The organism is Tenacibaculum sp. SSH1-16 (assembly GCF_040104435.1).
Classification (GTDB): Bacteria; Bacteroidota; Bacteroidia; order Flavobacteriales; family Flavobacteriaceae; genus Polaribacter; species Polaribacter mesophilus.
The window spans coordinates 130,766-155,017 of record NZ_JBECOV010000006.1 but is presented as its reverse complement, the minus strand read 5'-3'; the positions used below and the strand labels follow the sequence as shown (position 1 = coordinate 155,017).

Below are 24,252 nucleotides of genomic sequence, written 5' to 3'. Positions count from 1 at the left end.
ACTTGTTCGTACTCACTTATCAAAAATTGATACTTCTGTAAATAGCTTCGAACTAGAGTTAAATCATCTGTATTTATACGCATAACAAAATATAAGATTTTGTCAACGAATTAGTTAACCTTTACAGAAATGACGTTTTTGACAGTCTTATTTTTGACCAAGATATACCCAATGGTCATTTTCTTTACAAAAAATAGAGTTTTCGTGAATCACATCGATACTACTATTTTCCATAAAAAAAGCTTTGAATTCAACTGTAGTTTCTGTTGTACGTAGCACTTCTAGTTTTATCCAATTAACAGCTTTTGTCCAAGCTAAAATATCTTTCTTTTCTCGCTTAGAAGGTCTGGTGCTGCTGTGGTGACTTTTTTGTAGGTAATTAATATCTGCTAAAACAAAAGCACTATATCTTGAACGCATTAGAGTTTCAGCTGAGGTAGCTGAATGAATATTTTGATGTGCTTTTTGACAGCAATCACTGTATTTTTTATTAGGGTTACATGGACACTGCATATTTATTTAATTGATTAACTCGGGCTGTTCTTGTATTCTAAAACAGCGTTCTTCTCCTAGAAATAAGGGATTTCCGTGTTTTTCAGACCAAAATCCATCTAAGATATTTTTAGAAAGGCAAGAGTACACAGCGACTCCTTTATATATGGTGTTATCATCGCCTCTGTAATTAAAGTTAATAACTAAAATGTTTTTTTTTAAAGAAACCAGTACCAAATTGTTCTTGTTGCTTGTTAATAAGCCATTTGGCAATAATTCTGTTGTCTTTATCAAGAGTTAAAGAGAGTGTGCCTTTGTAGGTGTTATCACTTTCATCTTGATTACTGCCTATAATATCATAAGTTCCTACTAAATCTTCTACTGTCATTTAATGTTCAATAATTAAGCAAAATTAAGATAGTTTATTATAAGTAACTACTTTTCTTGGTTAATAAGAGCAGTATTGTGTTTTTTTATTTTAATTTTTACATGCTTTGAGGCAGGCATATTACTACCTTTAACAGTATTGTGAATTGACACTAAAACATTAGTTTCCGGAAAATAAGTAACCGTGTTTTTTTCAGGAATAGGATATTCAACTATAATAAATAGTGGAGCAATACGCTCTGTATTGTCATCATAATTGTACAAGTCTACTTTATCACCTGCATTAAATCCTGCTTTTTCAATATCTTTTTTATTCATAAAAATTACACGACGCTCATTATAAACTCCGCGATAACGATCATCTAATCCATAAATAGTAGTATTGAACTGGTCATGAGTTCTTACCGTAGCCATTAAATACTCATCATCAGCCAATGTGTTTTTAGGTAATGTGGTTATAGAAAATGGAACACGATCTCCAAACTCTTTTGTTTTAAACCGTCCTTCACGAGCCGCATTAGGTAAGTAAAATCCGCCTTTTTGTTTTACACGAACATTGTAATTGTCAAAACCTGGAATACATTTTTCAATATCATCTCTCACAGCATCATAACTATTCATATAACGATTCCAATCAACCACACTTTTACTTCCTAAAGTAGCTTTTGCAATACGGCAAACAATATGAGTTTCGTTGATAAGTTTGTCAGATATTGGTTTTAATACTCCTTTAGACCACTCTACGATTCCCATGGCATTTTCAGCACTTGTATACTGATGCTCACCATTAATCATATCAATTTCACTTTTAGAAATAGTAGGCAAAATTAAAGCTTCTTTTCCATGAATTAAATGGGTTCTATTAAGTTTAGTAGAAACAGAAACAGATAAGTCTAGTTGTCTTAATCCGTTTGCAGTATAGGTGGTGTCAGGAGTAGCAGACAAGAAATTACCTCCCATACTAAAGTGTACTTTAACTTTTCCTTCATTCATTGCTTTTATAGTATCAACTACATCGTAACCGTTCTCTCTTGGCGGGTTAAAACCAAAAACTTCGTTAAGTTTATCTAATTGTTTTTGGGAAGGATGATTATTAATCAACATTGTTCTGTTTCCTTGTACATTACTATGACCTCTTACAGGACAAGAACCCGCTCCGGGTTTACCAATACTTCCTTTTAAAAATAAGAGATTCAGAACTTCTTTTAAAATATCAACCCCGTTAGGTTGTTGCGTAAGCCCCATTCCCCAACAAATGATAATTCGGTTTTTATAAGCTAACATTTCAGCAGCTTTTTGAATATCTTTTTTTAGAACACCAGATATACTTGCTAATTCATCTACGTCATAATTTTCAATTTGCTTAATTAAATCGTTATAACCAACTGTTTTATTTTTGATAAATTCTTGATCGAAAACTTTACCTGGGGTTTCTTTTTCAAAATGAAATAGTAAGCGTTCGATAGCTTTTAGCAGTGCTAAATCTCCATTAATTTTAACGGGAAGGTGTAAATCGGCAAGTTGGATACCTTTTCCTAAAATACCACTTATTTTTTGAGGATCTCGGAAGCCCATTAAACCAGCTTCGGGAAGAGGATTAACAGCAATAATTTTAGCTCCATTCTTTTTCCCTTTTTCTAAAGCGCTTAACATTCGTGGAGAATTCGTTCCTGGATTTTGACCAATAATCATAATGATATCAGTATCGTAGAAGTCTTTTAAAGTGGCTGTTCCTTTTCCTATCCCTGTAACTGAGGCAAGGGTGAAACCAGAGGTTTCGTGACACATATTGGAACAATCAGGAAAGTTATTTGTTCCAAATTCACGTACAAAAATTTGATATACAAAAGAAGCTTCGTTACTTGTTCTTCCAGAAGTATAAAAAGCAGCATTATTTGGAGATTCTAATTTATTTAAGTGCTCAGCAATTTTAGCAAAAGCATTGTCCCAGCTAATAGGTTCATAATGTGTACCATTTTTAGGCAAGTACATTGGTTCAGAAAGTCGCCCTAAACCACCTATTTCATAGTCACTCAAGTTGGTTAATTCTTCAATAGAGTTTTGTTTAAAGAAGGAAGCAGTAATTTTTTTATTAGTAGCTTCTTCTGCTAAAGCTTTAACTCCGTTTTCGCAATATTCAGCAATAGGTGATCGTTCATCATCTGGATCAGGCCAGCCACAACTAGGACAGTCAAAACCATTAAACTGATTCATTTTAAATAAAGCTTTTCCTCCTCGCGTTAGAGTTTTATCTTTAATTAAACTTTTTATAGCGTTAGTAACTCCGGGAATACCCGCAGCCCAATCTTTCGGAGCACCAGTTCTTAAACTTAATAGTTTATAAGGAGGTTCTGCAGAAGGTTGTTTGCTTTTGTCTTTTTTATTTTGATTTTCCATAATTATAAATAGACTATTGTTATGAATAAAAAGCGTTTCATTATAAGTCTTTATAAAACTAACAAAAAAAGACTAAAGAGAAATGCTTAATTTGTAACAGTATTATTTTTTTTATATATTGTATGAAAATTGTTCAAAATGTTCATCGATACTTTTTGTTCATTCATCGATAGTTAGGTATAAGTAGTCTATTTTTAGATGGAGTGTTAAGAATTTGCATTAATATTGGTATAGTTAATAAATATATCAGAAAACAAAATGAAGAAAAATCTTAATGTCCTTTTAATAGAAGATAATACTATTGAAGTAATGAAAATGGATAGGACAGTTTCATTACTTAAGCTAAAGCATAAAATAATAGAGGCTAAGACAGCTGATGTAGCACTGGAAAAGTTAAATGAAGGATTTGATCCTGATATAATTTTGCTTGATTTGAATATGCCGAAAATAAGTGGTATTGAGTTCTTGTCAATAATTAAAAAAAATGAAGATTTTAGGCACATACCAGTTATTGTATTAACAACGTCTAATAATAAAAAAGACATTGTAGAGTGTTATAAAATAGGTATTTCAGGGTACATTTTAAAGCCTTTAAAGTATGAAGATTATATTACGAAAATAGATATAACATTGTCGTATTGGGCTATTAATGAATTAAAAAATAATTAATGAAAGGAATTGTTTTTACAGAGTTTTTAGATTTAGTAGAAGAAAAATTTGGTTTAGAAATGGTAGATAAAATTATATCCCAATCAGAGTTAGAATCTGATGGGATATATACTTCTATAGGAACTTATAGTTTTTCTGAAATGTTACAATTACTTGAAAACCTAAGCTCGAATACAGGTGTTTCTATAGATGACTTGTTACTTATTTATGCGGAACATTTTTTTAGTGTTTTGAAAGAAAGTTATTCTGGACTTTTAGAGTCTTTTAATGACCCCATAGAAATGCTTTCTTCAATAGAAAATCATATTCATGTAGAGGTGAGAAAAATTTATCCAGATGCAGAATTACCCACTTTTATAGTTGAAAGTAGAACAGACACATCATTAGTAATGATTTATAAGTCCAATAGAGCAATGCATCATTTCGGATTAGGTTTAATGAATAAAACATTTGAACATTTTAATAGTAGTGCAACAATAATATTAGAAAAGATTAAAGAAGACGGAACAGAAGTTAAATTTATTATCAATAAAAATTAATGAGTCAAAATGAAATAGAGATATTAAAAAGAGCTTTAAAAAGAGAAAAGGCAGCAAGAAAAATAGCTGAAAAAATATTAGAAGATAAATCTAGAGAATTATTTTTAATTTCTGAAAAACTAAAAAAAACAAACGAAAAGTTAGAGGAATTATTAAATGAGAAGTCTTCACAACTAAAAGGAGTTTTTGAAAATATTAACGACTCTTACCTAGTTATGGATCTAGAGGGGAATGTCTTAACAATGAACGATGCTGCTAAAGAACTTTTTGGCTATGATATATCAAAAGAAGATTTAAATGTAAAATCTTTACTACATCCTGAAGACACAGTATATGCTTTTGAGTCGTTTGGTAAACTGTACGAAACAGGTACTTTTTCAAACTACACTTCCAGAATTATTAGTAAGGATAAAAAGGTAAAATGGGTTCAAATTAATGCCAGTATAATTTATAATAAAAAGAATGAAAAAATAGCTGCACAAGGAATTATTAGAAACATTTCAGAAAGTAAGAGAGCAACAGAGTTAATTGAAGAGCAGAAGAGAGAGTTAGATATAATTGTTGAAAATTCATCTTTAGGAATAGCATTAGCTAAAGACGGTAAAGTTATAAGAACGAATAAAGTTATAGAAGAACTTTTAGGGTATTCTAAAGAGGAGTTTGCAGGATTAACTATTAAAGAAGTATCTTTTAAAGATGATGTTTCGTTGTCTATGAACCATTTAGGTAAGATGGAAAGAAACGAAATAGATAATTATGTGATAGATAAACGATATAAAAGAAAAGATGGTTCTATTTTATGGGCTAGAGTTAATGTAAACTCTGTAAATGATGCTCTAGGACAAACAAAATTTCAAGTTGCTATCATAGAGGATATAACATTACAAAGAGAAAGAGCATTAATTATTGATATGATTAATGAATTAGCTAAATCTATTTTAGGAAAAGATGATATTTATGAAATAGCCTGGGAAGTAACTGAAAAAATAGCTGAATATTTAGACTCTCAAGACTGTGTAATATATTTGTTAAACAATGATAATAACACATTAGAACAGATTGCTTCATATAGTTTTGGACTAGATAGAGGAGAGATAATTAAAGATGTTTTATCAATTGGAGAAGGTATTATTGGAAGTGTTGCAAAAACAGGAAAAGGCGAAATTATAAACGATACTTCTTTGGATGATAGATACGTTGTTGGTGAAAAGGTTAGATATTCTGAGATAGCAGTTCCTATAATTAGTGAAGGTAAGGTGATAGGTGTTATTGATTCTGAACACGAAGAAAAAAATTATTACAGAGAAGAAAACTTACATACATTAGAAAATATAGCAAGTCTTGTATCTATGCAATTAAAGAGTGCTATAAACTTAAGAGAGAGAGAAAAAGCTGAAAAAGAAAATTTACAACTTTTAAAACAATTAGAGAAAAGTAATAATGAGCTAAATGAATATGCACATGTTGTTTCTCATGATTTAAAATCTCCATTAAGAAGTATTGATGCTTTAGTTTCTTGGATAAAAACAGATAATGAAGGTAAATTAGATGATACTACCCTTCAAAACTTTAATTTGATAGGAGACACTTTAGAAACAATGGAGAATTTAATTTCTAGTATTCTAGAGTATTCTAGCGCAGGCTCAGAGGTAAGAGAAAAAGAAGAAGTAAATTTAAATATAATCATAAATAACTTAATTCAAACACTATATATACCTGAAAATATTTTTATAAATGTCCTAGAAGAGTTACCTACTGTAAAAGGAGACTCTATTAAATACCAGCAACTTTTTCAAAATTTAATAAGTAATGCAATTAAATTTTCAGATAAAGAAAAAGGAATAATAAACATAAGCTTTACAGAAAAACCTTCATTTTATCAGTTTTCAGTACAAGATAACGGAATTGGAATTGAAAAAAAATACCATGATCGTATTTTTAAAATATTTCATTCTTTAAAAGAAAGTAAAGAGTCAACAGGTATCGGACTTTCTATTGTAAAGAAAATAGTACAGTTGTATGGAGGAACAATGTGGTTAGAAAGTGAATTAGGTATCGGTACAACGTTTTACTTTACCATAAAAAAATAAAATATTACATTAAGCGCAACTAGGATAAATACTACGATGTTTGCGTCGAAAATTAAGAACTTTTTTTATAAATACTTCATAAGCTTGCTCTGATGTAGCTAACTTAAATATATGTATATGTTTTTAAATCAGGTTTTTGTATTGCGATAAAACGAAAATTAATATGAGTTTTCATATAAAATTATTATTTTAGATTTTATAAAAAGTAGAAGCCCCCAAAATAATAAGTATGGAAACCCCGAATTTAAACTATGTTAATGAGTTAGCAAGAGGAGATGAGTCAATAAAAAATACATTGATAGATATAATAAAGACTGAATTTCCAGAAGAAAAAAATGATTATTACGAGAGCTTAGAGGAGAGAGATTGTAAAAAATTAGAAGATAATGTTCATAGAATTAAACATAAAATTAGTATTTTAGGTCTTGAAAAAAGTTATGAATTAGCTAATGAATTTGAACATAATTTAAGAGATAATAAGATTGATAAAGTTGATGAGTTCGAAAAAATATTAGTTATAATAACAAATTATTTGAAAACCATTTAAATTTTATGAATTGTATTATTATTGATGATGAAAAGTTAGCAAGAACTATTATCAAAACTTTGTGTGATGATATAAGTACTATAAATGTATTAGGAGAGTTTTCTAATGCTTTACAAGCAATTAAATTTCTAAATGAAGGGCACAAGGTAGATCTTGTTTTTTTAGATATTCACATGCCTGATTTTACTGGTTTAGATTTTGTAAAAACCCTAAAATCACCACCCCTAGTTATTCTTACAACATCTGACCCTAAGTTTGCAATTGAAGCTTTTGAGTATGAATGTATAATTGATTATCTATTGAAACCATTGGATGTTAACCGTTTGAAAAAATCAGTAGAAAAAGCTCATAAGAAAAATATAGAAAAACCATTAGAAAAAATAGCTTCACCTACTGAAGTAAAAAATGATTTTTATATAAATATAGATAGGCGCCTTATTAAAATAGATTTACCTTCAATATATTTAGTAGAGGCTAAAGGAGATTATATAAATATAAAAACAGAAGAAAAAAATTATATAGTACACTCCACACTAAAAAAAATAGAAGAAAAGTTGCCTGATACATTGTTTTTAAAAGTACATCGTTCTTATATAATTAACTTAAAAAAAATTATAGATATAGAAGATAATAGTGTTTTAATAAAAAAAGATGTTGTTCCTGTAAGTAGATCAAAAAGACCTGAGTTAATGAAGCGTTTAGATTTACTGTAGCATTCCATCTAAATAAAAATGCATTTCGTCTATACTAATAACTAATACAACGTGTTGTAAACTTTTTAAAGTATTAATAGTCATAGTTTTGTGATATATCAAACACAAAATATTATGAAAAACAAAACTATACTATTAAAAAAAATATTATACATTAAAATAATATTACTTTCTTTTTCAAGCATAGCACAGGAGCCTTTTAATTGTGTGTACGATGCATATTTATTTCAGTATAACGATGTTTATTCCATTGATTTAGCATCAGGAAATTCTTATTTAGTTAAAGAAGATATTACCCAAGGAAACATAAATGCAGCAGCCTATAATCCAACTGATGGATATATTTGGGGGTCTTTAACTAGTCCAGAAAAAACTATTGTTCGTATTGGAAAAGATTTTTCAACAACAACTTTATATGTAAATGAATTACCAACAAATAATAGGTATGTGGGTGATATTAGCTCAGAGGGAGTATATTTTTTAAAAGGAGGAGGGACTACTTTTTACAAAATAGATTTAAACCCTAACTCGCCAACATATGAAAAACACCTAGAAACCGAAACATTATCTCAAAATATCAACATTCACGATTGGGCCTTCAATGCGGTAGATGGAAATTTATACGCAGTAGAAAAGAAAACAAATATTTTATACAGAATAAATCCAAGAACTTATGAAGTTGAAGCACTAGGAGTAGTACCAATTCTTTCAGGGCTAAATTACACTTATGGAGCAGTATATTTTGATTTATCAGGGCGTTTTTACGTATCAGCAAATCAAACAGGAACAATTTACGTAATTCAAAATGTACAAGATATAAAGCTGCCTACCGATATTGAGTCAAATTTATTTGCTTTTGGACCATCAAGTGCTAGTAACGATGGTGCTAGATGCCCAACTGCACCAGTGCCACAAGAAATATGTGATAATGGGATTGATGATGATGGAGATGGATTAGTAGATTGTCAAGATCCGTCATGTTCAGGTTTTGGAGTATGTGGAGTAATGTTAGCTCCTACATCTGGAGGTAATGAAGGAGGATTGGAAAGTAATGGAAGATTATCTGAATTAATTAATAAGAGGAACTACAATAGGACCAAGGTAAATTATAAATTTAATAGAGCAAGTGCAAGAAAATTAAAAAAGTCAGCAAAGTATAGCAAGAGGTCAAAAGGAGAAATTATGTTAGAAAGTTTCATCCCTTTAGAAGTAATAAAGGAAGATAATGTAATAGAATCAACACCAATAGACCTGTTGGCTATTACAAATGCTACAGAAATTTATTCAGTAGATTATATGAAAAACGATGTTCCTGTAGCTTCTATATTAGCAATGAAAACCGAAAATGGAGTTTATGAACATTCAAAATATATTTGTGATCGTTTACTAGGGGCAGAGTTAGTTTCAGTATCAACAATTGAAATTAAAGGAAAACAGTTTATAAAATCACTAATAAGAAATGCTGATAATACAGTTGAGTTTGTGTTAAGCTTATCAGCTAAAGCAACAAATAATGAAACCCATTTTTCTATAGAAAGCCATTGGAATTTAGATAAATATGAAAAAGATATTACTTTTTATAATTTTCAAATATGGTCAAACTCGTTAGATGATTTATATCTTCTTGCTGATGAAGTAATTAATTTATTAGAAGTAGTAAAACCAATTTCAGCTTATTATTTATCGTCTGCACCAACAGTTTTTGTTAGAAAAGGTAAATATGTTAATGGAATACTTGATCTAGAAATAATTAATACAAATAAGAGTGATAAAGTAACTTTTGACTCAGGGTTTAGAAGAACGGAAACAGATGTTTTTAATAAAGCAAGTCAACCATTAAATTTAGAAGAAAATTATATTACAAATATAAAAGTACCAACAGGAAATTTATTTGATATAGGTTTTAGAATAGGTGATGGTATTGCTACTCCAGATGATTTATTTATGTCTGATGGTCCTTGGGGGGTTGATGACTCACAAGAAAACACAACCATAGTAGATTATAACGTATTTCAAAATAAAAATAAATTTAGTGAAGATGATTTCCCTATAGAGAGGAATATATACTTAAAGGCAACAACAGAAAGTTATTTTGCTGCATATAGAGCATTAACTCCACGTTTTAGCGCTGTAGATTTATCTGACTACAATAGTTTTAACTTTAAAGCAAGAGGTAATGGTAATGTAGAAATAGTTTTATTGAAAAAAAGTATAACATCATGGGAAAATCAATTTAAAACAACAATATTATTGACTGATGAGTTAAATGAGTTTAAAATTCCTTTTTCAGAATTTAAGTCAAAAAATGGAGAAGAACTACTATTAAACGATATAACTACAATAACATTTACAATGACTTCAGATGATGGCAGTATGGTAGTTAAAGAAATGAATTTACAAGATGTTTATTTTTCTAAAAATAGTAAATTAGAGGTGTCAAACTTTAACTTACAAACTAATCAAGTTAAAGTAGTACCTAATCCTGTAAAAACAGTATCTAAAATTTATTTTAACTCAAAGTATGAAGAATTGGTTAATATTAATATATATAACTCAATGGGTAGGATAGTAAAAACTATAACTTTTGAGGCAAAAATAGGAGAGAATATAGTTTCTTTTATAAAAGGAGATCTTAAAACAGGAATATATTTATGTAAAATAATAGGAACAAAACAAAAGTATAAAACAGTTAAATTATTAGTAGAATAAAAAATTAAAATAATTGACTGTTAAAAAGAGGTTTTTTGAATAAATACCATTTAAAACGAATTCCAACCTCAGAAAAAACAAAACCAGCAGCTGTAGTAGATGCAATATTACTTTGATTTCCAAAAACGTTCAAAAAACTTCTTCTATTTAACTTATAACCTATTTTACCTTGAAGACGGTAAGTACTTTGTTTTTCGTTATTTTCAATAAATTGATAACCTACAGCTGCTGTTAATTCATAAAACCATTTATGTGTTTTAGTATCATTTTCATTTTTAATTATGTTTAAGAAGAGCTCAGAAGCGTTAAACTCTTCTGGACTAAAATACAGTATTGGAACTTGATTTTTAAAAGAAATATATTGATAATTAAGACCTATCTTTAAATAAGGTCTCTTTAATACATTGTAGTATAAAGATGTAAAAAGTAAATCTCTTTTATTATTATCATTTTGTGAAGTGTAATAATATTGTGTAAACCATCCCAAATTAAAGTTAGTATTTAAGTTATAATTAACAACAAAATTATTTTGAACAATTTCTCTTGCTATCAAAGCAGCATTAAAATTTTGAACTTCTCTTTTATAAGCAAAACTTAAATTTTGAAGTTTAAAAGGTTTTATGTGTAAGCTTACATCTGTAAGTAACTGTTTGTAAGAATTTACTTTTGTGGTAGAAGAAGTTATTCCAATACTACCATTGAGAGTAATGTTGTTTTTAAGTTGATAAGAAGCTCCTAGTAAAAGGTTATTGGAAGTAGCCTCATCTTCGGTATCAGAATTATTAGTTGTTCTGTAGGTATAATTAGCTGAAAATTTAAGTTTAGTATTTACTGGAAACTCAACGTTGGTTAAAAAAGAATAAGCGTTATTATTACCATTATCAAAAGAGTATAATACTTTAGTTTCTGTAAAAGGAGTAAAGGTTTTATTTAAACTATTTATAAAATTTAAGGCATCTTTTTGGTTGTTATATATCTGTAGAGTTCTGTATGCACTATTGTAAGCTTTTTTATAATAACCAAGAGCTTTTAATGTGTTAGCCTTACCAAGATTACCGTCAAAAGAAGCAGTGTCTTTTTTTAAAATAGTATTATAGTCAGTAAGACTTTTTTTAAAATCACTCTTATAAATATTTAAGGTAGCCCTTAAAGAAAGCATCCAGTTTTCTGGAGTTTCTTTTGTAGCTAACAGTTTATTTATTTCTTTTTCAGCCAAACTATACTTTTGATTCCAAATCAAAGCTTGTATATATCTTTCTTTTGTTTGATTTATAGTTTTAGCATCGGTAGTTATATGTATATTTTTAATAGCTTTTTCACTAATTTTTAAGGACTCCTTTTCTTTAAAATTTAAATGATTTGTGAGTGATAAACCATTTAAAGAAATTAAATAATTTTGGGGATTACTACCAATAGCGAGGTATGTTTCTTCAGCTTTTTTTAATTGTTTGGAAATAAGGTATAGTTCTGCTAAATTGAGTAATGTTTCTTTATCATTAGGAAAAAAATGTAAGTTTTTCTTTAAGTAGTTTTCAGCAATAGTGTATTTATGGTTATTTTTTAAGAAATTAGCATAACCTAAATGAATGTATTTTTTAGATAATAAAGCATTATTATTTTTTGGGGAAATGATTAATGCTTTGTTAATGTATATTAATGCTTCTTTGTATTTTTTTAAGTTTGATAAGGTGTTGGCATAACCTAAAAGTACTGTAAAGTTTTTTGGAGCTTCTCTTAATAATTGTTCATAATATTTTTTAGCAAAGGTATAATTGTTATCCCATAATAATGATTCTGCATAATTTATCTTAATTTCAAAATCATTAGGAAATTTTTTTAATAAATTTTCAAATAATAAAACAGCTTTTGTTGGATTTCCGTTTAATCCAACGGCTCTTCCATAACATAAGTTTGCAGTTTTATTGTTTGGGTATGTTTTAAGAATTTCTTTAAAAAATGCAAGAGCTTTATCGTATTTACCTGTCTCTAAATATGTGTAACCTTGTTGCATGTCTTGAGCAAGGCTATGTAGACTAATAAAAAAAAATATTAGAGGGGCAATATATTTAAGTTTCATATTATTTTTTTGTTAATGCAAGTTAAGCATTAGTATTTAATCTTTCATCGAAAGTAAATTGTTTTTCGTCGATAAACTGTTTTTTTTGAGGATATTAAGGAGATATTTGTAGTGTTAATAACCTATAAAAACTTTAAATCATGGCTTTACAAATTTCAGAAAACAACGGAACTTTTTATTTAAACGGAAAAATTAACAGTACAACAGTTAGATCTTTCATAATTCATTTTGAGTACTGTATAGAAAAGTGTAAAAATGTTGTAATTAACATTGATAACGTAAATGAGATTGGAGTAACAGGCTTGAATGCTATTAAAACATTAATGGCAATTGCATTAAAACAGCATAAAATGTTCTCTGTAGTAGGGTATGGATGCAAAGAAGTTTATGATCATTTTTATTCTTCACAAGTAGCTTAACAACAAAATAGCAATCAGTATGATAGCAATAACAAAAAATAATTATAGAATTAACTCAGAGCATTTATTTATGATAAGTGCTCTTTTAGTAAATGGAGGAAATTATATTTATAACCTATTACTAGGTAGAATTCTTGGGCCAGAAAAGTTTGCTGATGCAGCAATTATGATAACTTTTTTATTAGTGTTTTCTTTTGTCGCTATGACTTTTCAATTAGTTACAGCAAAATTTTCTGTGATATTTGAGCAAAAAATTCTTAAGTCGTTTATTTATAAGATGAATAGAATAGCTGTCATATCTGGAGTTGTTTTAGGTATAGCAATAGTTTATTATTCTAAAGACTTACAACTTTTTTTTAAAACAACAACATCTAATATGTTCGTTATTTTTGGAGTAGGGGTTCCATTATACTTTTTAATGAGTATTAATAGAGGTTTTTTTCAGGGTAAAAAAAAATTTGGAGCTTTAGCAGTTACTTATCAATTAGAAATGATAAGTAGACTGGTGTTTACACTAATATTATTATATTTTTTAGAAATAGATTCATCAATACTTATTGCAATAGGTATTTTTTGCTCTTTTTTATTTGGGTTAATACCTTTCAAGATTCAAAAGATAAAACCAATAAAAGAAATTAAATTAAGTGTATCTCAAAGAAAAATGATACGTAGCTTTTTTTTAATTACTGTTTTTTATGAGCTTACTCAAATAATTATTAACAATAGTGATATTTTATTGGTAAAACATTATTTTGAGACTTATGATGCAGGTTTATATGCTTCACTAGCTTTAATAGGTAGGGTGGTTTATTTTGTAACGTGGATGTTTGTAATGTTATTGTTACCAAAAGTAGTACAATTAAAAAAGGAAGGCAAACCCACACGTTCAATTTTATTAAAAAATGTAGGTTATATTTCATTGCTAATTGTGGTATTAGTTGCTGTATGCTCTCTTTTTCCTAAAGAAGTTGTATTAATATTATTTGGGAAAGATTATATAGCTATAGCTCCTTTATTATGGAAGTACGCACTTGCTACGGGAGTTTTTGCAATATCTAACGTTTTTGCATACTATTATCTATCTTTAGATAAATACATACCAGTCGTAGCATCTGGTATTTTTGGGTTACTACAAATTATCTTTATAGTATTGTATCATAACACATTAGGTCAAGTGGTAAATATGCAAATTTTAGCAATGACACTATTATTAAGTTTACAATTAAGTTATTTTCTTTTAAGAGATACTAAAAAAACCAACAACATCTAAACATTAATACCATTAAACTACAGATATCTGTATTTCAACTAAAAAAAGGGCTTAACTTGTTGTTTTGTAGGATCTTTGAAATGTAAATTAAACAATACTAACCATGAGACTAGCAATTGTAACAGCATATCCACCAAGTAAAGTAACGTTAAATGAATATGCATATCATTTAGTTAAAAACTTTAGACAAAAACAAGAAGTAACGGAGCTTATATTGTTAACAGATACAACCAAAGAAATAAAAGATGTTAGTTTTATTGAAAATGGCTGCAAAGTAACAGTAAAAGAATGTTGGAAATTTAATAGTTTATTTAATATTATAACAGTAACTAAAGCTATTAATCAAGTAAAGCCAGATGCTATATTATTTAACCTACAATTTATGAAGTTTGGAGACAAGAAAATTCCTGCAGCTTTAGGCTTAACTTTACCACTGGTTTGTAAACTAAAAAAAATACCAACAATAACTTTGTTACATAATATTTTAGAGCAGGTAGATTTAAAGAGCGCAGGTTTTACTTCTAATAAGCTTTTACAAAAAACTTATAACTTTATTGGTACTTGTTTAACAAGGTTAATTTTACAATCAGATACTGTAGCTGTAACTATTGAAAAATATGCAGTGATTTTAAAAGAAAAATATAAAGTTAAGAATGTAAAGTTAATACCTCATGGTACATTTGAAATTCCAAAAAAACCATGTTACGAGTTGCCAAAAGGTCCCATGAAAATAATGACTTTTGGAAAATTTGGAACTTACAAAAAAGTAGAGGCTATGATTGAAGCAGTTGAAGTAGTGAGAAGTACAACAGGATTGAATTTAGAAATAGTTATAGCTGGTACTGATAATCCGAATGTAAAAGGGTATTTAGAAGGAGTAAAGGAAAAATATAAAAATGTATCTCAGATTGTTTTCACAGGATATGTAGAAGAAAATGAAGTAGAAAATTTATTTAAAGAAAGTGCTGTAGTAGTTTTTCCTTATACCTCTACAACAGGCAGTTCTGGAGTTTTACATCAAGCTGGAAGTTATGGAAAAGCAGTTGTAATGCCTAATTTAGGAGATTTAGCATTGCTTGTAAAAGATGAAGGTTATAAAGGTGAATTCTTCGAACCAGAAAGTGTAACAAGTTTAGCTAAAGCAATAGAAGCAATCGTAATAGATGAAAATTATAGGGTAGAATTAGGTAAAACAAATTATAAGGCGGCAACAAAATATCCTATGGAAAGAATAGCAAGTTTATATCTTGAAGAGTTTTCTAAAATTATAGAAACAAAAAAAATAACATCAAAAAACTTAGTAACCAATTCTACTGTTTAGAAATATATTTAAAAGAAGGTTTCTTTTCCCCATTATTTTTAATAAACCCGAATTTTTTTTGTGGGTTTACTCTCCAAGGGCGTTTACCTACAACGCCCTTTGGTATTTTACTAAAATCGTATAAAGTCCAAGAAAGAAAAGGAATATTGTTTGTTGTTAAAATATGCTGCATGTTTTTAAAATATTCAGCTTGTTTTTTTTCAGACCCCTCAAAAAAATTCCATATACCACTATATGAAGACATACCAAACTCTCCTAAAACAATGGGTTTGTTAGGCAAATTAGATTTTAACTTTTTATACTTTTTCTCAAACATTTCTAAATTATCATAATAATGGAAAGAAATAAAATCTAATTTATCACTTAAAAGGTGAGCACTTTCAGTGTTTGACCAGCCAATAGTTACAGGGTGTTTTGTATCAATGGATTTAACCAAATATAATAAATGCTCTAACCAAGGAATAACGTTTTCTTTCCCTCTGGATTTAAAATCCAAATTAGGTTCATTTTTTAAATCCCATGCTAAAATGGCATTATGGTTTTTAAATTTTGAAACAATTTTCTCGGCATGTTTGAAGGTAAAAGTCCAATCTAGCACATCGTAATTTCCATAAAAATCAAACAGAGTAACAATTACCTTTATTCCTTTTTTATGAGCTAAATTTAATAGTAAATTGAGTTTTTTTAATTTGTTTTCATCCACATTTTCCTTCCCGAAATCGTCATAAGGAACAAATATCCTAATAGTATTTAAATTTGCTCTTTTCATAATATTAAAGTCTTCTTCAATAATTTTTAATTCAAAATTATCACCAAACATGCTCCATGGAGTAGCTTGAGGGTAATAATTAATACCTTTAATATTAGTATATTCTAGATTTGTTTTCTTTAAATCTTCTTGAAAAGAAGATGAACCTTCTTTAACTAAATGTCTTATACGCCAAAAACCATCTTCAAGTAACAAAATAGCTTTATAGTTTGAAAACTCTGTAGTTTCATAAATATTATATTTATTTTTAATGATTCTTTTATACTCTAAAACATTTTTATCTTCTAAAACAGCTAATTGTCCGTCTTCACTAAAAAAAACAATATCAGGATTATGCTTTAGAGTTGTAGCGTCTATTGTAATGTTTAGTGAATCGTTATATTTAATGATATTCTGTATATTTTTACGAGCATTTTTAGTGTAATAATCGTTTATACCTGTAGTAAGATTAGATTTATAAGCAATATGTTTAACATACCAACCATCTAAATAATCTTTTTCAATTTCAGTTAAGGTTTGTGTATCCATAATTCTACCTTCATTTCCATCTTTTACCCAGGTTATTTTAGGTATGTAATTACGAATATCTTTTAATTCGGTGTGTAATATTTTACTTCTATCAGCACCTGTGTTAAGGTAACTGTATAAAGAGCTAATTAAAAAAAGGAGCATAGAAATAATAATAATGTAAAATATTATTAAAGATGAACGCATTATGTTTTTATCTATACCTACCATAGTTCTATGTTTTTAAATTCTTTGTAAATACCAGCAGCGTCAGTAGTTATTTTATATATCCCTTTTGGTAAAATATTAGGGTTTAAGTTAAAATATACATAACCATTTTGTGTTTCTTTGATGAATTCTTGTATCAAGATGTTGTTTTGGTATAGTGAAACTTTAACCTTTAATCCATCAGGTATCATTTGCCCCATAAAACTTTGTAATGGTCCTATACTAATAGTTCGATTCTTTTCAGTAAAAGAAACTATATAATTTTTAATAGCCTTTTTATAATCTAATATTATCCTATCACTTTCAGCAATTCCAATAACATAAGCTTTTACAGACCATTGATCTTCATAATCTGGATGAACTATTTTTGCAGTAGCAATACCGTTGATAGTAGTACCTGATGTTTTCAATACATTTCCTTTACTATTAGTAATAAAAAAATCTACAAAACTACCATCACTTATAATATTATCATTAGTGTCTTTTAATTGTGATGTATATAAGGTTGTAATTTGATTTCCATCTGCATACTTGTGATGTCTTTTAGCAAAAACGTTAAAATTAACAGGAATTGCAGGCATTATATTAATATCATATTCCTTAGAGTGTAATTTAAAACAGTTTGAAGAAATTAAAACTCTACCGCTTTTTGTAGGAGAGTATATGTTTTTGTATGCGATTAAGTTTTTAGTAAATACTTTTTCTTTTTGGGTATCTGTTAAAAATTGTTGATTTATTGTAATAGGGGTGTTTTTTTTAAGAGGATTGTCCAATATATCTGTTGGTATGGTAACAATCATTGCATAATCTTTTCCACCTGCTTCTATACTAGGGGGACCTAAGTAGGTTTCTATAAATGTAGGTTTATTTTGTGCAATTATAGTAATCTTACCAGAAAGTACTTTTTCAGTATTAATGAGTGACCAGTTAATGATCCCTTTTTTTTTGCTTAAAAACATTGGAATATCAAAGATTAAAGAATCTTTTTTAGAGGGGGTAATTATAGTGCTACCATAACTATTAGCGCAATATAGTTTGTATTTTGTAGATTTATGAGTATTAAACTTTAGTTGAATTAAAGTTCCTGCTAAAAACTCTTTTTTTGTGGATAATAACTTTAAAGTTGTATTATTACTTTCATTGTATTGTGCGTTTACACAACTAATAAATAAGCATGTGATACTAAAAAAAAACTTCTTTTTAAACATCGTTACTTTGGATTTCCTATAAAGTTATTCATTTCAATTTTTACATATTTATATTTAGGGTGTGAAATTTTTTGCAATTCTGAAAAAGCGTGATTTTTAACCCTATTTGGAATCAATTTGTTAGAGATTTCTTCGTTGGGAAGTCCATTAACAAAACAATTTTGCATATCATCATTAATAAATATGATTTTTTTATCTTCTAACAATTTATAATTAAAATGTTTTTTGCGTTGTTGTCTAATGCCACTTTTAATAAATAAATGATCTACCCAAGCTATTTTTTTATCTTTATTATAGTATGTAATGATTAATTGAGGTACGGTAATCTCTTGAATTCCACTGTTAAACAATGTTCCTTTTATGTTTTTTTCTTCTATAATAAGCTCACTTAAGGCAAGGTCTTTATATAAATCAGAATTAGAAACATTTCCAGCTGCTTGTAAATTGAATTTAGTAGGTTGCTCTTCAAACTCAATAGGTGTAAACTCATCAGGATTAAATGTTTTTGGTATGGAATCAAGTGTTTTGGACCAGGCTATACCTTCAAAATTAATCCTAAAAGAACTAATCTCTTTAGGCATTAGTTTATGTTTTATATGATACTTTGCATTATAAGTAGCTAATTTTTTATTCGAATCATTATATAAAGTACCTTTAATAACAACATCTGCAGGTACATTATCTATGTTTTGTATTTCACCAATAATAGCATAATGATTATCAAATTTCACGAGCTTAGCTGTAACGATTTCTAAAACAGGTTGTTTTAAAACATCTTCATGGTGAGTTTGTTCAGTTGTAATTCTTTTTCTTCCTTGATTAAAATATCCTGTTTTATTATTTGAGTAAAGTTGATCAGGAGGTAAATCAAAATCAATTACATCAGGTTGTAAAAACCATTTACCGTTTAGTTTAATAGCCGTTTTATAATCTGTTTTATTAATTTTTTCTAAAGGTGTAATCCATTTTGTATGCACAGTTATAGTAGCTAAGCTATCTGTTTTTTTAGTAACAACAGTATTTAAAGCGTCTAGTTTAGCATAAGAGCTTAATAAACCATCAGTAACAGAGACTTCTAACATATATTGTGCTATTGAAATATTACTTTTTGGATTAATAAGGTTGTAAGCTTTTTCAAATTGTTTAAAATCTAAAGCATCATAATAAGATATTACAAGGTTTTCGGGCGATTGCTGTGTATTGTTTTCAAGATAAAATTTATACATACCAAAAAAAGAAATAACAGTTAAAAACAGTAACCATATATGAGCAAAGGGTAATACTTTTTTTGTAAATCCAGAGTAATTTTTATAGGCTTCAATACATAGCAAGTAAGTATTCTTTCTCATTTTTATGTGCTTGTTAAATAAACTCTTGACATTTAAAAGTAAAGCGAAAATAACAGTTAGAAAAGGAACTGTTCCCCAAAGTAATTTTTGCCATATAGCTACATCTTCTTTTGGTAAAATAGAAGAGAGAGGTGGAATGTTTAATTTTTCCCAAACTATTATACCGTTTTCTAAAGGAGATAATCTTTGCCAACCACAGAAATATAAGATGGGATCATAAAATTTATCATTAGAAAAAATATATTTTAAATTATACTTTTCTGGAGTTGTTAAAAATTGTTGAAGCGATCCAATACCGGCAATACCTTTGAATTTTGAATTTTCAAGTCGTTCTATAGGCCTTGTTGTAAGTTCTGGTAAACGTCTTGCAGAATGATAATTTCCATCTACAGTCATAGCGTTTGTTTGAGCAGATAACCATGCCATTTGATCTCCAAAACCAAGTGTAAGATAACGCCATTGGTCGTGTTGATCTTGGTTTAGAAAGTTAATAATAGGCAACATTTTTATTTTTTGAGGCTGTGATGGTCTAAAATAGCCAAGACTCATTGTAAAAATAATAGTAAATAAAAATAAAGAGGCTATTAATCCTGCAAGTAAACGGTGGTAAATTCTTCCTAATTTTTTATGAATAACGTTTTTTAAATCACCATGTATAAAGTGATAGGTTATTTCTCCAAAAAGTGGTATTGCCATAATAGAAGCCCATAGGGTAAACCTATCTAAGGTTAAAATATTAAAAGCATTTTCGCCCAAAAGTTTTAAAGGAACTGGGGTAGTACCTCCTGTTCCTAAAATAAAAAGCATAGTAAAAGAAATACCAATAAATAAAAAACGCTTACTAAAATATCTATAAAAAAAATAAGGAAGAAAAACTAAAAGTATTCCCCAAGGAATCATAAAAAAAACCAAACCAGAAGATGTAACTTCTAGAAAATTATCTCTAGAACCATGTGGTATTGGAATTTGTGTAATAGGATTTTTTTTAGAGTTAATCCAGTAAGGTAGTAAGCACCCTACTATGATTACTAGAGCTAAAATTATAAAAAGGATATTATACTTAAACTGAGATTTAAATTTAACTAAGAATAATTTAAATGTAATTTTCTTATACGATTTAACTTCATCAAAACAAACATCCATAATAACCATTCCTATTAAAGGTAAAATAAAAAATACCATTCCAAAAATAGGAGTAACATGATGCGAGGTTACAGTAACTGAAATTAAAGAAAGAGATGTAAGTAAATATTTATATTTTTTTGTTTTTAACCACAAATAAATCTCGGGTAAAGCATGCATTAAAACAGAAACACCAATAATACTGGGTAATTGTCCAAAAATATGTAGTGTTTCTAAAAAAGAAGAAGAAAGAGCAGCTGTAATTGCTGCATAACCAGCTATTTTTTTATTAGCAGTTATAAGTAGAGAAAAACGATATGCACCAGAAATAAAAAGTATAACGCCTATTATAGCTACAGTAAAAAGCCCAAATTTTAACCCTCCTATATACGACAAAGCAGCAATTGATTGATGTACCAGAGGTGGGTAGCTCATTACCGTAAATCCAGTATACCATTTGTAGTTCCAAGGCTCAAACCAATTACTTGCATAATGCTCTGCAAAAAACAAATGTATTAGAGCATCATATGTGTTTTCTAAGGTAAAAAAGATAAAAGAACCATGAAAAGCTATACCCAAAAGAAGCGCTAATATTAAAAGTTTGTTTGATTCCTTTCTCATTGAAATTTATATAGTTAGCTTTTGTTATTGTAAATATAAACGATTTAAAGATATAATATTTTTTGTTTAACTAAAGTAAACTACCATTCGTCTAAAGAAAACATCCCTTTAAGTGTTGTAAGTCATTAAAAAAAAGATACATAGCTATTTTTGGATCAAATAACTGTTAAAAATTTAATTATGAAAATACTAGCTATAGATGATCAAAAGCTAATATTAATCCCCCTAAAGAAGAGATTGTTAGAGTTAGGTTATGATGTAAAAACTGAAACGAATGCTTTTGAAGGTATGAAATTGTATGATTCATTTCAACCAGACTTAGTTATAGTAGACATGAATATGCCAACAATATCGGGTATGGAGGTTATAGATTATATAAGAAACTCTAAAAAACCGTCTACATCAGTAATTGTATTATCAGGAAATACAGATGATAAAATGATAACTAAAGGTTTTGATTTAGGAATTGATGATTACATGAAAAAGCCATTAAGCTTAAATGAAATTTGTGTTAGAGTGAAAAGGCTAATAGGGGCTCCTGAAAATATAGTAAGTATAGAAAAACAAAATAATCTTATTATTAAAGAAAGATGTGTTGGGGTAGTAATACCTTGTTACAATGAGGAGAAAAGATTACTAAGTAAAGAGTTTACCAGTTTTATTGACGAGAATTCAGGGTATCACTTATGTTTTGTAAATGATGGAAGTACAGATAAAACTTTAGACGTGCTAAATAATTTGAGAAATGGAAGAGAAGATTTTATAACAATATACAATTGCGAAAAAAATGGAGGTAAAGCAGAGGCTGTTAGACAAGGAATGCTACACATGGCAAACTTTAAAGATTTAGATTATATAGGTTTTTTAGATGCAGACTTATCTACAGACTTGTTAGATTTTGATGACTTAGTTTCTACAATTGAAAAATCTAACTTTAAAATAGTTAGCGGATCAAGAATTACTAGAATGGGGGCTAATATAACAAAAGAATCTGCTAGAAAAATAATTAGTCTTACCATTAATTTTATTATAAGAAAAATATTATCAATGGATTTTAAAGATACACAATGTGGAGCTAAAATTTTTCATAAAGATGTAATTGATATCGCATTTAAAGAAAAGTTTATTACAAAATGGTTATTTGATGTAGAGATTTTTTTAAGAATTAAAAAGCATTTTAAAATTGAAAAAGCAAGAGAAATGATGTGTGAAAAACCTTTAAAAAGATGGATACATGCAGACGGGTCTAAGCTTTCTATGAAAGATTCTATAAAAATAATAGGTCAATTAGGTCAAATAGCATGGAATTACAGAGTAAAAAAAAAGAAAGACTCAACGCTAATTGGTAAAATGAAAATGGAAGAATTTTCAATAACCTTGAATAACTAAGCAAGTATAAATAAAAAGATTTAGCAAGTAACTATTAAAATATTAAGATATGATTAATGAAGCTACACAAACATTTAATTTATTAGCGCTTACAGGCCAGATTCAAAATTATGATTGGGGAGGTGATAATTATATCACAAAGTTGTTAAAAAGAAAAAACGACGGAAAAAAAATAGCAGAGTACTGGTTAGGAGCACACAGAAAAGCTCCATCTATAATAAAAACATCTGTTGGAAATCAAACTTTAGATAATTTTTTAAAAAGAAACTTAAAAAAATGTTTAGGTAAAAGAGTAGCAAGAAAATACGGAAGATTACCTTTTTTATTTAAAGTGTTAGATGTAAAAAAGACATTGTCAATTCAGGTTCATCCTTCAAAAAAAAATGCAGAAAAAGGATTTAAGGAAGAAAATATTTTAGGAATTCCATTAACAGCACCTTACAGAAACTATAAAGATGATAATCACAAGCCGGAAATTATGGTTGCTTTGAGTGAATTTTGGTTATTACACGGTTTCTTACCCAAAAGTAAATTAATAGCAAGATTAGAAGAAACACCAGAATTTAAAAAGTTAGTTAATATATTTAAAGAAGAAGGATATTTTGGATTATATAAAAATGTGATGGAAAAATCAAATGAAGAAGTATATGAAATATTAAAACCTTTAATAGATAGAATTACTCCATTATATAAGAACAAAAAATTAGATAAAAATAGTCCTGACTTTTGGGCAGCAAAAGTTGTTGATGAATCTACAAATAATAAAAAACTAGATAGAGGAATTTTTTCTATATACTTTTTTAACATAATGAAATTAAATAAAGGAGAAGCTGTTTTCCAAAAAGAGGGAGTACCCCATGCTTATTTAGAAGGTCAAAATATAGAATTAATGGCTAATTCAGATAATGTTTTAAGAGGAGGTTTAACAAAAAAACATGTGGATGTTGCTGAGCTATTAAAGAATATTGTTTTTGAAGAAACAAATCCAGAAGTTTTGTATGGTTGTTTGAAAAAAGATAATTTAGAAAGAGTGTATGAGACAGAAGCAAAAGATTTTGAATTGAGTAAAATTAATATTGGAGAAAGTCAAGTATACAAGGCAAAATCTAGATCAGTAGAAATTTTAATAGTCATTGATGGAGAGATAGAAATAGTAGAAACAAAATCTGTTTTAAATTTAAAAAAGGGACAATCAGCCCTCTTAAAAGCAGGAAGTATTTATAAAATAACTTCTAAAAAGAAAGCAACAATTTACAAGGCAAAAGTACCTTATTAAAATTAGTTTAATATTTAAAAGTTGATTGTTAATTTTAAGTCATAAAGTTAATAATACACAAATAATACTCATTTAGCTTGTAACTATTTTTACAGGCTAGGTGAGTTTATTTTTTAAAATTAAGTAACAATAAAAAGTTAAGAGAAATTGTAG

The 24,252-nt window shown here is 28.1% G+C and carries 17 protein-coding genes and 1 pseudogene; 11 read left to right on the top strand and 7 right to left on the bottom strand.

Annotated elements, in window-relative coordinates:
• Nucleotides 1-147: 147 nt before the first annotated feature.
• From ABMY20_RS10050 to ABMY20_RS10040, 3 genes and pseudogenes are all read right to left on the bottom strand, one after another.
• Nucleotides 148-513: a YchJ family metal-binding protein gene (locus ABMY20_RS10050; RefSeq protein WP_349265208.1), complete on the bottom strand. Its 366-nt coding sequence runs from the start codon at nt 511-513 to the stop codon at nt 148-150.
• Between the two features lie 6 nt (nt 514-519).
• Nucleotides 520-880 (bottom strand): annotated as a pseudogene (locus ABMY20_RS10045) (hypothetical protein).
• Nucleotides 881-927: 47 nt separating this feature from the next.
• The gene (locus ABMY20_RS10040) at nt 928-3,276 is read right to left on the bottom strand and encodes an FdhF/YdeP family oxidoreductase (protein WP_349265207.1); all 2,349 of its coding nucleotides are present in this window, start codon (nt 3,274-3,276) and stop codon (nt 928-930) included.
• Nucleotides 3,277-3,534: 258 nt separating this feature from the next.
• Here ABMY20_RS10040 and ABMY20_RS10035 point away from each other — a divergent pair, with 258 nt between their 5' ends.
• From ABMY20_RS10035 to ABMY20_RS10010, 6 genes are all read left to right on the top strand, one after another.
• Entirely contained in the window at nt 3,535-3,945 is a 411-nt protein-coding gene (locus ABMY20_RS10035) for a response regulator (protein ID WP_047788969.1), read from the top strand.
• Nucleotides 3,945-4,484 (top strand): heme NO-binding domain-containing protein, encoded by a 540-nt coding sequence (locus ABMY20_RS10030; RefSeq protein WP_047788968.1) that lies wholly within the window; start codon nt 3,945-3,947, stop codon nt 4,482-4,484. Before ABMY20_RS10035 ends, ABMY20_RS10030 begins: the two co-directional genes overlap by 1 nt.
• Nucleotides 4,484-6,574, top strand: a complete 2,091-nt coding sequence (locus ABMY20_RS10025; protein ID WP_349265206.1) for a PAS domain S-box protein — start codon at nt 4,484-4,486, stop codon at nt 6,572-6,574. Before ABMY20_RS10030 ends, ABMY20_RS10025 begins: the two co-directional genes overlap by 1 nt.
• A gap of 229 nt (nt 6,575-6,803) precedes the next feature.
• The gene (locus ABMY20_RS10020; protein WP_047788966.1) at nt 6,804-7,121 is read left to right on the top strand and encodes an Hpt domain-containing protein; all 318 of its coding nucleotides are present in this window, start codon (nt 6,804-6,806) and stop codon (nt 7,119-7,121) included.
• Nucleotides 7,122-7,126: 5 nt separating this feature from the next.
• Entirely contained in the window at nt 7,127-7,834 is a 708-nt protein-coding gene (locus tag ABMY20_RS10015; protein ID WP_073183565.1) for a LytTR family DNA-binding domain-containing protein, read from the top strand.
• Between the two features lie 114 nt (nt 7,835-7,948).
• Complete coding sequence (locus ABMY20_RS10010) at nt 7,949-10,543, top strand: T9SS type A sorting domain-containing protein (protein ID WP_239180418.1); 2,595 nt, start codon at nt 7,949-7,951, stop codon at nt 10,541-10,543.
• A gap of 4 nt (nt 10,544-10,547) precedes the next feature.
• On the opposite strand, the gene ABMY20_RS10005 is transcribed toward ABMY20_RS10010, so the two are convergent.
• Nucleotides 10,548-12,620 (bottom strand): tetratricopeptide repeat protein, encoded by a 2,073-nt coding sequence (locus tag ABMY20_RS10005; RefSeq protein ID WP_159491306.1) that lies wholly within the window; start codon nt 12,618-12,620, stop codon nt 10,548-10,550.
• Nucleotides 12,621-12,760: 140 nt separating this feature from the next.
• On the opposite strand from ABMY20_RS10005, the gene ABMY20_RS10000 reads away from it, so the two are divergent.
• The 3 genes from ABMY20_RS10000 (at nt 12,761) to ABMY20_RS09990 (ending at nt 15,630) form a co-directional block, all read left to right on the top strand.
• Nucleotides 12,761-13,039, top strand: a complete 279-nt coding sequence (locus tag ABMY20_RS10000; RefSeq protein ID WP_159491304.1) for an STAS domain-containing protein — start codon at nt 12,761-12,763, stop codon at nt 13,037-13,039.
• A 19-nt stretch (nt 13,040-13,058) separates the two neighbouring features.
• Nucleotides 13,059-14,309 carry an oligosaccharide flippase family protein gene (locus ABMY20_RS09995; RefSeq protein ID WP_159491302.1) on the top strand — a complete coding sequence of 417 codons (1,251 nt, stop codon included), beginning with the start codon at nt 13,059-13,061 and terminating at the stop codon, nt 14,307-14,309.
• A 103-nt stretch (nt 14,310-14,412) separates the two neighbouring features.
• A complete protein-coding gene (locus ABMY20_RS09990; protein WP_047788960.1) occupies nt 14,413-15,630 on the top strand; it encodes a glycosyltransferase in 1,218 nt (405 codons plus the stop codon).
• Here the strand turns inward: ABMY20_RS09990 and ABMY20_RS09985 are convergent.
• Genes ABMY20_RS09985 through ABMY20_RS09975 form a run of 3 tightly spaced genes read right to left on the bottom strand, consistent with a single transcriptional unit; the run spans nt 15,620 to nt 21,434 of the window.
• Nucleotides 15,620-17,137, bottom strand: coding sequence for a cellulase family glycosylhydrolase (locus ABMY20_RS09985; protein ID WP_349265205.1), 1,518 nt, complete (start codon nt 17,135-17,137; stop codon nt 15,620-15,622). The genes ABMY20_RS09990 and ABMY20_RS09985 overlap by 11 nt on opposite strands.
• On the bottom strand, nt 17,131-18,342 hold the full coding sequence (locus ABMY20_RS09980; protein WP_047788958.1) for an Ig-like domain-containing protein: 1,212 nt from the start codon (nt 18,340-18,342) through the stop codon (nt 17,131-17,133). Before ABMY20_RS09980 ends, ABMY20_RS09985 begins: the two co-directional genes overlap by 7 nt.
• Nucleotides 18,343-18,344: 2 nt before the next feature.
• Entirely contained in the window at nt 18,345-21,434 is a 3,090-nt protein-coding gene (locus tag ABMY20_RS09975; protein WP_349265204.1) for a hypothetical protein, read from the bottom strand.
• Nucleotides 21,435-21,614: 180 nt separating this feature from the next.
• Between ABMY20_RS09975 and ABMY20_RS09970 the strand changes: the two genes are divergently transcribed.
• Both ABMY20_RS09970 and manA read left to right on the top strand, forming a co-directional pair.
• Nucleotides 21,615-22,823: a response regulator gene (locus tag ABMY20_RS09970; protein WP_349265203.1), complete on the top strand. Its 1,209-nt coding sequence runs from the start codon at nt 21,615-21,617 to the stop codon at nt 22,821-22,823.
• Between the two features lie 49 nt (nt 22,824-22,872).
• A complete protein-coding gene (manA, locus tag ABMY20_RS09965; protein ID WP_349265202.1) occupies nt 22,873-24,099 on the top strand; it encodes a mannose-6-phosphate isomerase, class I in 1,227 nt (408 codons plus the stop codon).
• Nucleotides 24,100-24,252: the final 153 nt, after the last annotated feature.